At 66.1% G+C, this 12,696-nt stretch carries 17 protein-coding genes and 1 pseudogene; 6 read left to right on the top strand and 12 right to left on the bottom strand.

The annotated features are described in order from the left end of the window. Positions 1–35 precede the first annotated feature (35 nt). The 3 genes and pseudogenes from CAFEL_RS02820 to CAFEL_RS02830 form a co-directional block, all read left to right on the top strand. Positions 36–221, top strand: a pseudogene (locus tag CAFEL_RS02820) (MerR family DNA-binding transcriptional regulator); the annotation flags it as partial. A gap of 55 nt (positions 222–276) precedes the next feature. Beyond that, complete coding sequence (locus CAFEL_RS02825) at positions 277–987, top strand: IS6-like element ISCef5 family transposase (protein WP_035004237.1); 711 nt, start codon at positions 277–279, stop codon at positions 985–987. 65 nt (positions 988–1,052) lie between these two features. Beyond that, positions 1,053–1,301, top strand: coding sequence for a hypothetical protein (locus tag CAFEL_RS02830; RefSeq protein ID WP_228496499.1), 249 nt, complete (start codon positions 1,053–1,055; stop codon positions 1,299–1,301). Here CAFEL_RS02830 and CAFEL_RS02835 read toward each other — a convergent pair. The 9 genes from CAFEL_RS02835 to CAFEL_RS02875 form a co-directional block, all read right to left on the bottom strand. Then, complete coding sequence (locus CAFEL_RS02835; RefSeq protein WP_267238688.1) at positions 1,298–1,429, bottom strand: hypothetical protein; 132 nt, start codon at positions 1,427–1,429, stop codon at positions 1,298–1,300. The genes CAFEL_RS02830 and CAFEL_RS02835 overlap by 4 nt on opposite strands. Before the next feature lie 58 nt (positions 1,430–1,487). Then, positions 1,488–1,922, bottom strand: coding sequence for a hypothetical protein (locus CAFEL_RS02840; RefSeq protein WP_194560906.1), 435 nt, complete (start codon positions 1,920–1,922; stop codon positions 1,488–1,490). Between the two features lie 17 nt (positions 1,923–1,939). Then, a complete protein-coding gene (locus tag CAFEL_RS02845; RefSeq protein WP_290172182.1) occupies positions 1,940–3,040 on the bottom strand; it encodes a ThiF family adenylyltransferase in 1,101 nt (366 codons plus the stop codon). After that, positions 3,041–3,823, bottom strand: a complete 783-nt coding sequence (locus CAFEL_RS02850) for a thiazole synthase (protein WP_194560907.1) — start codon at positions 3,821–3,823, stop codon at positions 3,041–3,043. A gap of 2 nt (positions 3,824–3,825) precedes the next feature. Further along, positions 3,826–4,020, bottom strand: coding sequence for a sulfur carrier protein ThiS (gene thiS / locus CAFEL_RS02855; RefSeq protein WP_070473243.1), 195 nt, complete (start codon positions 4,018–4,020; stop codon positions 3,826–3,828). Continuing rightward, complete coding sequence (gene thiO, locus CAFEL_RS02860) at positions 4,017–5,084, bottom strand: glycine oxidase ThiO (protein ID WP_194560955.1); 1,068 nt, start codon at positions 5,082–5,084, stop codon at positions 4,017–4,019. Before thiO ends, thiS begins: the two co-directional genes overlap by 4 nt. A 152-nt stretch (positions 5,085–5,236) precedes the next feature. Continuing rightward, entirely contained in the window at positions 5,237–5,902 is a 666-nt protein-coding gene (locus tag CAFEL_RS02865) for a thiamine phosphate synthase (RefSeq protein ID WP_194560908.1), read from the bottom strand. Next, positions 5,895–6,146, bottom strand: a complete 252-nt coding sequence (locus CAFEL_RS02870) for a DUF7218 family protein (RefSeq protein ID WP_034997609.1) — start codon at positions 6,144–6,146, stop codon at positions 5,895–5,897. The genes CAFEL_RS02865 and CAFEL_RS02870 overlap by 8 nt, the downstream gene beginning before the upstream one ends. A gap of 78 nt (positions 6,147–6,224) precedes the next feature. Continuing rightward, positions 6,225–7,094: a cation diffusion facilitator family transporter gene (locus CAFEL_RS02875; protein ID WP_194560956.1), complete on the bottom strand. Its 870-nt coding sequence runs from the start codon at positions 7,092–7,094 to the stop codon at positions 6,225–6,227. A gap of 158 nt (positions 7,095–7,252) precedes the next feature. Here CAFEL_RS02875 and CAFEL_RS02880 point away from each other — a divergent pair, with 158 nt between their 5' ends. Together CAFEL_RS02880 and CAFEL_RS02885 are read left to right on the top strand one after the other, a co-directional pair. After that, on the top strand, positions 7,253–7,420 hold the full coding sequence (locus CAFEL_RS02880) for a hypothetical protein (RefSeq protein ID WP_034997626.1): 168 nt from the start codon (positions 7,253–7,255) through the stop codon (positions 7,418–7,420). A gap of 40 nt (positions 7,421–7,460) precedes the next feature. Beyond that, a complete protein-coding gene (locus tag CAFEL_RS02885) occupies positions 7,461–9,203 on the top strand; it encodes a BCCT family transporter (RefSeq protein ID WP_194560909.1) in 1,743 nt (580 codons plus the stop codon). Positions 9,204–9,235: 32 nt separating this feature from the next. Here the strand turns inward: CAFEL_RS02885 and CAFEL_RS02890 are convergent, their stop codons facing one another. Next, on the bottom strand, positions 9,236–9,640 hold the full coding sequence (locus tag CAFEL_RS02890) for a GNAT family N-acetyltransferase (protein ID WP_228496500.1): 405 nt from the start codon (positions 9,638–9,640) through the stop codon (positions 9,236–9,238). A 1-nt stretch (position 9,641) separates the two neighbouring features. Then, positions 9,642–10,907 (bottom strand): DUF418 domain-containing protein, encoded by a 1,266-nt coding sequence (locus CAFEL_RS02895; protein WP_194560911.1) that lies wholly within the window; start codon positions 10,905–10,907, stop codon positions 9,642–9,644. Positions 10,908–11,028: 121 nt separating this feature from the next. On the opposite strand from CAFEL_RS02895, the gene CAFEL_RS02900 reads away from it, so the two are divergent. Next, entirely contained in the window at positions 11,029–11,886 is an 858-nt protein-coding gene (locus tag CAFEL_RS02900; protein WP_228496501.1) for a S1 family peptidase, read from the top strand. Between the two features lie 9 nt (positions 11,887–11,895). Here CAFEL_RS02900 and CAFEL_RS02905 read toward each other — a convergent pair whose 3' ends face one another. Continuing rightward, positions 11,896–12,696: an inositol monophosphatase family protein gene (locus CAFEL_RS02905; protein ID WP_290172186.1), complete on the bottom strand. Its 801-nt coding sequence runs from the start codon at positions 12,694–12,696 to the stop codon at positions 11,896–11,898.

Raw genomic sequence — 12,696 nt, forward strand, 5'->3', positions numbered from 1 at the left:
AAGTGTGGTGGCCATTGGAAGGGGAATCGGCGAACATGAGGATCGGACAGCTTGCGGAAGCAACCGGAACCACGACCAAGACCCTGCGGTTCTACGAGGAGTCGGGGCTGCTCCCTCCGGCCGAGCGATTGGCCTCCGGCTATCGGGACTACGCCGAGGATGCCGTGGGTCGGGTCGGGTTCATCCACCGGGGCCAGGCCGCCGGGCTGACCCTCGCCCAGAGGTGCTGTTGCAAAGTTCGGGCGACAGGAAGACCTGCGTGAAATAATCACAGCCATGGGCATCTTCTCCGGTCGTCATTTCCCCCGTGAAATCATCCTGTGGGCGGTCCGGTGGTACTGCCGCTACGGGCTCAGCTACCGCGATCTGGAAGAAATGATGACCGAACGCGGCGTACCGGTCGATCACAGCACCATCTACCGCTGGGTCCAGAAATATGCTCCTGAGCTGGACAAGCAGACCCGGTGGTACCGACAAGTCCCGGATTGGCAGGCCCGGTCCTGGCGGGTGGACGAGACCTATATCCGGGTCGGGGGAAAGTGGTGCTACCTCTATCGGGCCATCACCGCGGGTGGGCATACCCTGGATTTTTACCTGTCCCCAAAGCGTAATGTCGCCGCAGCGAAGCGTTTCCTGGCCAAGACCCTGAGGTCGAACACGATAACCGGGTTCCCGCGGGTGATCAACACCGATAAAGCACCCTCCCTGGCCAGGGCAATCGCCGAGTTGAAGTCAGAGGGAATCTGCCCGCAGACCGTGGAACACCGGCAGGTGAAATACCTCAATAACGTCATTGAAGGAGATCATGGGCGGCTGAAACGGATCCTCGGACCGAAGGGGGCGTTCAAAAACCGGACCTCGGCGTACCGGACGTTGAAAGGGATGGAAGCGATGCACTCATTACGGAAAGGCCAGGGCGCGATGTTTGCCTACGAGCAACCGAACCCGGATGCGGTGATCGTCAGCCGGGTGTTCGAGGCTGCCTGAGAACGCCGACCCGCAGCGAGCATCAGAGGATGAAGACTGGGTCGTCACGGCTCTCCGCCTGAAGTTTGCAACAGCACCACTGGATCTCTATCGGCATCCTGGTCGTCGCCTCAATAATCGGGTGGGGCCTGGTGGCCAACCTGTTCGCCGAGGAAGCGGCCTGGAACAACTGGCAGGGCTACCTCCTGCCGCTGGTCGGCGAGCACTGGGCGGACGCGAACCTGGGCGTCCTTGTCGCGCTCGTGCTCTCGTTTGTGGCGGCGTGGTTTGCGCGCCGGGGCCGAATCCGCCGGCAGGAGGGGAGCGCGGCCTAGCGCGCTGTCCCGCGCCGCCGGTGCAGCCGCCGCAGCCTACGCACGTTGAGCTGGTACGCGCCGTCGTGCTCCGGGCCTTCCACCGGGGCGAGCCAGCCGGTGGCGGTGAAGACGAACAGGCGGGACATTAAAAAACCCGTTCGACGCGCAAGGCTTCCGCGTCGAACGGGCGTTCGGCGTTATGACTTAGAGCTTGAACAGCACCTGGTTGGTGGCGCCGGCGCGGATGACCGCGCGGGTGGCGATGTCCGCCACGTACAGGTTGCCGGAGAAATCCGGGGCGATGTAGGCGGAGCCGAGCTGCTTGACCTGCAGCGGGTTCAACTTCTGGGGCGGGTTGGTAAAGCCCTGGTTCCAGCAGTGGACAGCGGCGGATCCGTCACCGACGCTTACGGCTGGGGCGAGCTGCTCCGGCGGGTTGCACTCCGGCTGTGCCTTGCGTGCGGGGTCGGAAACACAGATTGTCTTCGTGGTGCCCTGGAGCTGATAGATCTCACAGCGGACGTCGCCTGCGGTGTTGGAGTAGGCGGCGCTGTTGGCGGATGCGGCCGGTGCGAGCGCGGCAGCGGCGGCGATGAGGGTGGCGACGGTAACAATGGAGGCGGTCTTTGTGATCTGCATGACACGAGTATTGCAGTTTATGCCCAGCGTTGCACGCCTCCGGGCAAAGATTTCAAAGAAATCCCCAATGTTTCGGCAAACGCCCGATGCTTCTCGACGAACCCTTCGGAGCGCACACCACCAGCGCAATACACGACAACCTCGTCGCCGGGCGAGAACTGCTTAAACGTCCTCGATACAGCATCCGGGTCCCGCTCCACCTCGCTGAGCGGGAGGTTTGCCCCCGGCACGGGCAGATCCGCGATCGCTTTCTCGTGCGGTTCGCGGACGTCGATAGAGGGCAGTTGGTGGGACGTGAGGGCGTCGAAAAGCTCTTGCCCTTCGGTGTTCACGGTGCACGCCTCGGTGTAGGTGCTCAGAGTGGTGGCGAGCTCGCGTGCCGGGTCGCGGGTGACGGTGAAGCGGCGCATCGTGGCGGACAGTGCGTCGTACATGTGCAGCCGGCCGATGCGCACCTCGCCGATGCCGGCGAGGAACTTCACCGCTTCAGTGGACATGAGTGAGCCGACCACCGAGGTGGTCACGCCGAGCACGCCGGCGGTGGCGCAGTCCGGCACGGAATCCGCGTCCGGCTGGGTGGGGTAGAGGTCGCGAAGACCGACCCCGTCCGCGGGCGCGCCGGGGCCGGAGTGCCACAGGGCAATGTCGCCGCGGTAGCGCAGCACTGAACCCCACAACAGCGGCGTGCCGGTGATTTCGGCGGCGTCGGCGGCCATGAACTTGGTGGCAAACGTGTCGGAGCCGTCGATGAGCAGGTCGATGCCGTCGAGCGCCTCGATGAAGTTGTCGGGCGTGAGACGGTCGTTCACCGCCGTGACCTGGATGTCCGGCTGTAGCGCGCGCAACCTTTCGGCGGTCACGTCGACCTTGCTACGGCCCACGTCGGAAGCGCCGAAGAGGATCTGGCGGTGGATGTTGGTCAGATCCACCGTGTCGTCGTCCCACACGGTGATGCGGCCGACGCCGGTTGCGGCCAGCGTCTGCATGATCGGGCAGCCCAGCCCGCCCGCGCCGATGACCAGCACGTGGGCGTCGTAAAGGCGCTGTTGTTGCTCCGGGCCGAAGCCGGGCAGGTTCATCTGGCGCGCGGTGCGCTTGAGTTCTCGCTCGGGCAGCACTTACAAAACCTCGTCCGCCCAGCTGGCCAGGCCGTCGAAGGTGGAGGACGCCACGGCGTGCTCGCGCTTCGGAATCCGCCCGGCGGCGCGCGCAAGTCTGCCGGCCTCCACCGCGTGCCGCATGGCCTGCGCCATCGCCACCGGGTCCTGGCAGCGGTTCACCGCACTCGCCAGTAGCACGCCCGAGCAGCCCAGCTCCATGGCGAGCGATGCGTCGGAGGCGGTGCCCACGCCGGCGTCGATAAGCACCGGCACCTCCGCGCGCGAGCAGATCAGCTCGATGTTGTGCGGGTTCAAAATGCCAAGCCCGGTGCCGATCGGCGAGCCCAGCGGCATCACCGCCGCCGCGCCCAGGTCCTCGAGGCGCTTGGCGGCCACCGGGTCGTCGGAGGTGTAGGCCAGCACGGTAAAGCCCTCGTCGATGAGCATCTCGCAGGCGTCCACGGTCTCCACCACGTCGGGAAGCAGCGTGCGGTCGTCCGCGATGACCTCGAGTTTCACCCAATCGGTGCCCAGCGCCTCGCGCGCCAGCTTCGCCGTGATCACCGCGTCGCGCGCGGTACGGCAGCCCGCGGTGTTCGGCAGCGGCGCGATGCCCAGGCGCTTGAGCAGGTCGAACACGCTCTCCCCGCCGCCGGTGGTGGCGCTGTGGCGGCGCATCGCCACCGTGGTCAGCTCCGTGCCGGAGGCCTTCAAGGCCTGCTCCAGCATGTCAAAGGAGCTCGCCCCGCCCGTGCCCATGATCAGGTGCGAGCCGAACTGCTTTCCGGCGATTTCCAGCACGTTTAGCCTCCTTGCACTGCGGTGAGGATGTCGGCGGAGCAGCCGTCGATAAGCTTTCGCCCCCACTGTGATCGCGGCACGACCTCGCCGTCGATGGCCACCGCGGTGCCGTCCGCGGGCGCGCCGACCTCCGCCACCAGTTCCTCTACCGTCGCGGCGGCGGTGGTGGCTGCTTCTCCGTTGAGCGTGATGTTCATGAATGCCTCCTCGGGTCGCACGCGGTCAAGTCTATTGAGGGCTCCTGCCTATCGACGAGCTCCGCCCCAACCCGCGCCCCCAACCCCGCCAACAAAATCCCGTGCCGGAAGTAGCCGGTGGACACGACCGTGCGCTCGTCGATGCGGCCGAGGTAAGGCAGGTCGTCCGGCGTGCCGGGGCGCGCGCCCGCGGTGGCCTCGACGAAGTCGCACTCCTCCAGCGCCGGGACGAGCTCGATGGCGTCGCGCAACAGCTGGTGGATGCCCTGGACCTGGGGCTGACCGCGGCCGTCCTCGCGGGTGGTCGCGCCGATGGTCAGCGTGCCGTCTTTTCTAGGGATGAGGTAGACGGGGCGATCCTCCACGAACCCGCGGACCACGCGAGTGAGCAGCGGGTACTGGTGCTTGGGCACGCGCACGTGCAGGACGTCTCCGTACACCGGGCGCAGGTCCAAGCCTTCCACGAGCTGGCTTGCGCCGAGACCGTTGGCGACGACCACCTGGTCGGCATCTTCGAGCTGGTCGAGGCGGTCGATGTGGTTGGTGGTGAAGGTGACGTTGGCGGACCGGCAGGCGTCGATAAGCGCACGCGTAAACAGGCGGGGCTGCACCTGGTGGTCGCCGTCGATGCTGACAGCGCCGTTGATGGCGGGGGAGAGCGCCGGCTCGAGCTTCCGGGCCTGGCGCACGGTGAGCTTGTCCACCGCCATGCCGTGCCGGGACTGGTAATCGCGCAGCTCGTCCAGGTGGGTCTTGTCCGCGGTGTCGCGGGCGACGACGAAGGTGCCGTCCGTGCGGTAACCCGTGGGCAGGTCCGTGTACTTGGCGGTGAGCTTGATCAGGTCCGGGTACCACTCGGCGGAGGCGCGCATCAGCGGGAAGAGGGGGTCCTGCTTGTACACCACCTCCGCAGTCGGGGCGAGCATGCCACCCGCGTGATGGGAGGCGCCGGAGGCGGGCTCGGGGTCGTGGACCGTGACCGTGTGGCCGCGGTCCGCGAGCGTAAGCGCGGTGGCCAGGCCGATAACTCCTGCGCCGACGACCGAAACATTCACGCTTGACAGGGTAGCGCGTTCGTGGCGGTGTGGAAGCGAGTTTCGTGTGGTTCAGCTAGACCTCAGCGACGCCCGTGCACACAGACCCTGAGGAACAAAGCACGAGTTTGCCCAAAATTCGGCCCTGCTCAGGGGTGCTTCCTCTGGGTTTGTGTGTAGGACTAGCCGGTGGCTGCGTGGTCCTGCGCACCTCGCTCGAACTCGGCGATCACACGCTCGCAGTACGCCTTCGCGTCGCCGGCGTGCATGATGCCGCGCACGATAGCGAGCCCGTCTACGCCTGCCCGCGCTAGGTCGTAGGCGTCGTCCGCGGTGACGTCGCCGATGGCCACCAGCGGCAGCTCGGAGGCGGCCACCAGCTCCGGGTAGCCGTCCAGCCCGATCGGGGCCCGGCCGGAATCCTTCGTGGGCGTGGCGCGAAACGGCCCGCAACCGATGTAATCGATGACGTCTTTGTGCTCGTTGGCGGCCTGAACCAGCTCTAAGGTGCCGGTGGTCAGGCCGATGATCGCGTCCGGGCCAAGCAGCTCGCGCACCACGCGCACGTCCAGGTCGTCCTGCCCGACGTGGACGCCGGAGATGCCCTGATTGCGGAGGGCGGCGGCGACGTCGGCGCGGTCGTCGATAAGCACATGCGTCTGCGGGTTGACGGAGCGGACCGCTTCGGCCACGGCGCGGGAGAGCGCGTAGAGCTCGCGGGCGGTGATCGGCTTCGAGCGGACCTGGATCACGCCCGCGCCGCCGGCGGCAGCCTGGCGGGCGCGCTCCACGACGTCCGGGCCCTGGCCAGTGACGAAGTAACAGCGAAGATCAAGAGGCTTAGTCACGCAGCGCCTCGATCAACTCGTCTTTGGTCATTTCGGAGCGGCCCTCGATGTCGAGCTCCTGGGCGCGGGCGTACAGCTCGTCTTTGGTCCAATCCTCGTAGGAGCCGGACTCGCCGCCGCGCTCGCCGACTGCGGAGCGGCCGTCGCGGGCGGCCGCATTCGCAATGGCGGCGGCCTTGGACTTGGAGTTGCCCTCGCGCAGCAGGGCCTCGTAGAGCTCGGGATCCTTAATCGAATCAGCCATGGCTGCCAGCCTATGCGTTTTCGAGGTCCCTGTGGGGCGGGCTGCGGGGGCTGGAGGGGCACCCGGCAGAAGGGATCCCTAGACTGTCAGCGGGCCTGTGCGGGTGGGGTGCCCCAGCGGCTCCACGTGGACGATTGTCTCCGCGCCGCCGAGGGCTTCGGCCACGCCGACCTCCACCTCATCGGCGCGGTCGTGGGCGCGGGCGACCGTCCAGTCGCCGGGGACCTGCATGACCAGGTTGACCATGCGCTCGCGGCCGGCGGCGGTGGTGCGCACCGAGGTGAACTTCACGCCGTTGGCGGCGGCGTACTCGTCTAGGTAGGCGTGGACGATCTGGTTTTCTTCCTTCGGCAGCGATTCCGCCAGCAGGCCCAGGATTGCGCCCTTGAGCAGCTTGTAGCCGGTGAACATGATGTTCGCGCCCACGATCAGCGCCACGATCGGGTCGAGGGGCTGCCAGCCGGTCAGCCACACCAGCGCCATGCCGACGATGACGCCGACGGTGGTCCAGACGTCGGTGAGCAAATGGTGCCCGTCGGCATCCAGGGTGGTGGAGCGGTACTTCTTGCCCGCGCGGATAAGTAGCACACCCACCGCGCCGTTGAGCACCGTCGCAGCCACAGAAAACGCAAGGCCGATGCCGAGCTGCTCTACCGGCACGGGGTTGATCAGCCTGTCTACGGCGGTGTAGATGATGGCCACCGACGCCAGCAGAATCAGTGAACCTTCCACCTGTGCCGAGAAATATTCGGCGCGGGCGTGGCCGAAGTGGTGGTTGGCGTCCGCAGGTTTGGCGGACAGCTTCAGCGCCCACAGGCCCACCGCGGCGGCGATGAGGTTAATTCCGGATTCGATGGCGTCTGAAAGAAAGCCCACGGAGCCCGTCACAAGCGCTGCAGTCGCTTTCAGCGCGATGGTCAGTGCTGATGCGGCGATGGAAAGCCACATGAATCGCTCGAGGAGTTTTTGTTCGTTGTTTTCCACGCTGTTCGCCACGGTTTTTCATCCCTCTCACACCCGCGTTGCAGAGGCTGAGCCTAGCAAATCGGTACCGTGGTGCGGACACACCGTAGATCTCTCGATAACGCTTAAGGAAGGTTTTCACTATGGGACGTTGGGTCGTCGCAATCGCCGGCGCCGTCGTTGGCGCGCTGTTTTTCGGTTGGCTGCTGCAGATGCTGGGGGTGACCGGGATCCTCTACACCATCGGAGTGCTGGTGGGATCCGCCGTCACGTCCTCTCTCGCCGGCACGCTGATCAAGCCCGGCCGTTAACTCGGCCAAAAATCTAGATAGGACCTAGTTAGGACCAAACATGGCGCGTACACGCCGTTTGCAATCTGATCCCCTTATTTTCTTCTCCGCGCTGGGTTTCGTCCTAGTGTTCGTCGCAGCCACGCTGGTGTTCGGCGACCAGGCGCGTGAAACCTACGCGGCCGTCTCCGGCTGGCTGATGGACCATTTCACGTGGCTCTACGTCGGCGGTGTGTCGGCCACGCTGGTATTCCTCATCGTGGTGTTCGTCTCCCGCTATGGCAACCTGCGCCTGGGCGATGACGACGACGAGCCGGAGTATTCCTACCCCGTCTGGTTTGCCATGCTGTTCGCCGCCGGCATGGGCGCGACCCTGCTGTTCTGGGGTGCGGCCGAGCCGCTGAACCACGCTTACAACCCGCCGCGCGGGGGCTACGACTCCATGAGCCGCGAGGCGATTATCCAGGCGTTTCAGTTCACCTACTACCACTTCGGCATCCACATGTGGGTCATCTTCACGCTGCCAGGGCTGGCGGTGGGGTACTTCGTGTATAAGCGCAAGATGCCCGCGCGTATGTCGTCGATGTTCTCGCCGCTGCTTGGCGGCAAGGTGTACGACACCCCGGGCAAGCTGCTCGATGCCCTGGGCATCATCGGCACCGTCTTCGGCCTCGCCGTGTCGGTGGGCTTGGGCGTGCTGCAGATTTCTGCGGGCATGAACATTCTTTGGGACGTCCCCCTGGTGACCCCCGTACAAATCGGCATCATCTGTGCGATCACCCTCGCCGCCTCGATTTCCGTGGCCACCGGCCTGGACAAGGGCGTGAAGATCCTGTCCAACCTGAACATCGTCGGCACGATCCTGCTGATGATCTTCGTGCTGCTCACCGGCCCCACGCTGAAGCTGCTCGGCCAGATCACCGAGTCCTTCGGCATCTACGCGCAGTCGCTGCCGGAGCTGATGTTCTGGGTGGATTCTTACAACGACAACCCGGGCTGGCACGCCACCTGGACGGCCTTCTACTGGGCGTGGACGATCTGCTGGTCGCCGTTTGTGGGCATGTTCTTCGCCCGCATCTCCCGCGGCCGCACCGTGCGCGAGTTCATCGGCGGCACGCTGCTTTTGCCAACCACCTTCGACCTGATCTGGTTTTCCATCTTCGGCCGCGCCGCCATTGACATGGAAGAGCAGGACCCGGGCGTATTGACCAAGCCAGTCGTCGAAGACGGCGACACCCCGCAGGCGCTGTTTACCCTGCTGGCGGACTACCCCCTCTACGCCGTCACCGGAGCCCTGGCACTGGTGGTGATCGTGTTCTACTTTGTCACCTCCATGGACTCCGCTGCGGTGGTTATGGACATGTTCGCCTCCGGCGAGGAGAACAAGTCCCCCACCTACTACCGGGTCGGCTGGGTCGTCGCCGTCGGTTTGGTTACAGGCGCACTGCTGTTCATCAACGACTCCGGCATTGAGGCCCTGCAGCAAGTGGTGATCATCATCGCGCTGCCGTTCTTCTTCATGTACTTCGTCATGATGTACTCGCTGACGAAGGCGATGAACGACGACTCCGCCGCGGCGCGCAAGACCCGCTCCCGCACCTGGGAGAAGACCGACACCGCAGAAAAGCTCGAGGAGGGCGAGAACAAGCCCGCGCCGGGCTACGACTCGGAAGGCAACGAGGTCGAGCGCCCCGAGCTCGAGTACGACGCGGAGGACGATTCCTGGAAGCTCCCGGAGGGCTTCAGGTTGGATCGCAGCGGCGAGAACGACACGCTTGTCGACGACCGCAGGTCCGACCAGTAGCAGTCTAACCTGCAACGATGCGGCTTGAGCCCCTAGCGGGCCAGCCGCATTTTTCTGTGCGGGATGCCGGTGTCGAGGAACTCGTCGCCCTCGGCAACAAGCCCGAACTGCTCGTAGTAGCCCACCAGGCCGGACTGGGCCTCCACGATGAGGTCGCCGTCGAAGCGCTCGGTGTATTCGATGCCGGTGCGCACGATCTGTGGGCCGAGGCCGGACCCGCGGAAATCGGGGTGGACCACAAACCGGCCGAAGCGCGAGCCGTCCTCGGTGGGGAAGACGCGGGCGCAGCCGGCCAGCGTCTCGCCGTCGAAGGCGAGGATGTGGCGGGTCTCAGGGTTTGCGTCTTGGTCGTCGATCTCCTTGAAAGGGCAGTTCTGCTCGGCCACGAAGACGTCCACACGTAGCTTGTACAGCTGGTGGACCTGCATGGGTGTCATCTCATGCAGTGATTTGAGGCTGATCATATTTCGGCTCAATCCTTCCCGTCTTGCCGTAGGAGAGGTGGCGGTGCGCCCACTCGAATGGGCCTTGCTTGCCCGCCCGGTCCAGCAGCACCGCCAGCAGCAGGCTAATCAACCACACCACAAAGCCGATGATGAGCTTGCCGGTGACCGAGGCGTCCAGGCCGATGCCCAAAAACGCCGGGGTGCAAATCGCGATGAAGAGGAACGACTGCGCGAGATACCCCGACATGGAGCGCTTGCCCAGCGCTACGAACGCCCGCGCCCAACCGGGGACCTGGTTGTTCAGCTCGTCTGTAGCCAGCGCGAGCAGCGCCAGGATGCCCGGGCCGGTGAGGTAACCGAGCGCCTGGTTGAGCATGAACAGCGGCAGCTCCCACTCGTCCGGCAGCACGCCCGCGGCGGCTAAGCCCCAGGGCAGGCCGACGCAGAGGATGACCAGCCCGGTGATGATGCTCCAGGTGATGAGGGTGCGGCGGTGCGCGTGGACGTCGATAAGCACTTGCTCCCTCGCCCACACGTAGCCGATGATGGCAAGCGATAACAGCTGCAGCACCGCAAACGGCTGCGCGACCAGCTGCCCGAGTGCCATGTCCAGGTTGAACGAGAAGTACGCCCCGAAGGTGTCGAAGGTGGCGGTGGGTTCGGACTGGTTGAAGCCGCCGGACGCGTCGAAGTAGAACGACGCGATCCCGCCGGCGACGCCGAGGGCCGTGAACAGGCCGAGGATGGTGTAGGCGATGATGCGCAGCGTCTTCGAACTCAGCGTGAGCATCGCCGCGAGGAAGATGCCCACCAGCCCGTAGGTGAGCATGATGTCGCCGTAGAACAGCAGGAACATGTGCGCCACGCCGAACAGCGCGAGCGCGCCGTAGCGGCGGTACAGCACGCGCCGGGCCTGTTTGGCGGGGTAGTGCTTGCGGTACAGGCTGGCCGCGACTAGGCCGAAGCCGAAGCCCAGCAGCGTGGAGAACATCGGCAGGCCGCGCACGTGGATGAACATGGCCGCGAAGACGGCGCCGATCTGGTCGATCAGGCTGTCCGGGCGCACGCCGCCGACGGACCAGCCGACCCGGGACTGGTCCTCCGACCAGTCGTTGATCACCCACCCCTGGGCGGCGTTGGCCATCGCGATGCCCAACAGGGCGGTGCCGCGCGCGAGGTCCGGGACGATCAGGCGGGGGCGTTGCTGCGTGGGTTGCTGCGGTGGTTGGTGCTGTTCGGCGTTGGCGGTTTCGTGCATGCGCTCAAGGTACCGCCTCAGGCCCGCATGAGCCACGTTTGCGGTTACTGGCCCACGGAGGAAAAGGATGTGGTTGAATGTCTCTGTTGATGCTCATGTTGCCAATGTGATTGGGGTTGCTATGCGCCGTTCGTCCGCCGCCCGCCTGCTTACCGCCGCGTTTCTGATTGCCACCTCGGCGACTATCGGCAGCCCCGCGGCGCACGCCCAGCAGGCGGAGGCGCCGGTGGGCGACGTGCTCAACTACGTTTGGCGCACCGACCCGGTGTCGAAGGTGCTCGCCGGAAAGCCCATGGCGGACAAGGTCCTGCACCGCGTCCCCGGCTCCTTTTTCGACGCCCCGCGCACCCCGGCCGAATCCGATGAAGCGATGCGACGCGGCCGCGCTCTGTACGGACCGAGCACCCCGCTGTATGTCGGCTCCGAGCCCGGCAAGGAAGTCATGTGCACCACCACGGCGGCCGGCTACAACGACCGCGGCGAGAAAATCGCCGTTACCGCCGGCCACTGCGGCAACGTCGGCGACGCGGTGCGCTCCGCGGACTCCTGGCAGCTCGGCCGCACCGGCACGATCACACACGTCAACCGCGAGCTGGACTACGCCGTGATCACGCTCGCCGACAACACCGAGGTCACCCGTTCCTACAACGGCGTGACCGTCAACCACCTGGGCGGCGCACCGGTGAAGCCGGGCGGCGTGGTGTGCAAGACCGGCGTGGCCTCCGGCACCACCTGCGGTTTCACCTATACCGATTGGGAACAGCGCAACACCAACCAGGTCTGCGCCATGCAGGGCGACTCTGGCGCGCCGCTGATGGTGGGCGACCGCGTGATCGGCATGATCAACGGCGGCATCTGGGGCCCGCCGTTCAACGTGGCTTGCCGCACCCCGCTGCAGGGGCCGCTGCACGCGCCGACGGGTGCGCTGCGCATGGACGCCGTGCTCGGCGACATCCCGGGCGGCTTCCGCCTGCCGTAGCCCGGGCAGCTAGCCGCGCAGGCGCTCGGCGATCTCGTCCACGATCCGCGAGTTACCGGCAACGCACCAGGTCACGCCACCGGCTTCGACCTTCGTGCATCGGCCGCCAACGGCCTCGACCAGCGCCTTGCCCGGCAACCAATCCCAGTCCGGCACGGTGTGCTGCAGCCACGCGCCCATCTGCCCGGACGCGAGATTCGACAGGTCCACGGACCCCGCACCCATCATGCGCATCGTCGCCGCCCCCGACACCACGCGCAGCCACGCCTCGCGCACATCGTCGTCGGCCATGAAGGTGGGGTGCAGGTAGGTCACCACAGCGCTTTCACCTAGCGACGACTCCGCCAACCCCCGAAGCTCCACCCCGTCGCGCGTGGCCACGCCGTTCGCCGCGATCCACGTGGTGTCCGTGGCGGGGCGGTGCACGGCGCCGATGGCGGGGGTGTGGGCGGAGTTGTCGTCGGTAAGCGCGAGCGCCGAGCAGAAGTAGTCCGAGCCCTGGGAGAAGTTGTAGGTGCCGTCCACCGGGTCGATCACCCACGTGCGGCCGGTGGCGGACGGGCGGGAAGCGCCCTCCTCGCCGATCACGCCGTCGTCGCCGCGCAGCGCTTGAAGCGCCTCGGCCACGAAGCGCTCGGCGGTGCGGTCGGCTTCCGTGACCACGTCGGAGACAGAGGTTTTCACCTCAGCGTCCAAGCCCTGGCCGCGCATGCGCAGCGCCAGCTGGCCGGCGTGGCGCACGAGCGCGGCTGCGAGCTCGGCGTCGGAATCGTTGCGGTGGTCGGAAATAAACTGCTGCGTATCGGTCAC

The sequence above is a fragment of the Corynebacterium afermentans subsp. lipophilum genome (assembly GCF_030408375.1).
Classification (GTDB): Bacteria; Actinomycetota; Actinomycetes; order Mycobacteriales; family Mycobacteriaceae; genus Corynebacterium; species Corynebacterium lipophilum.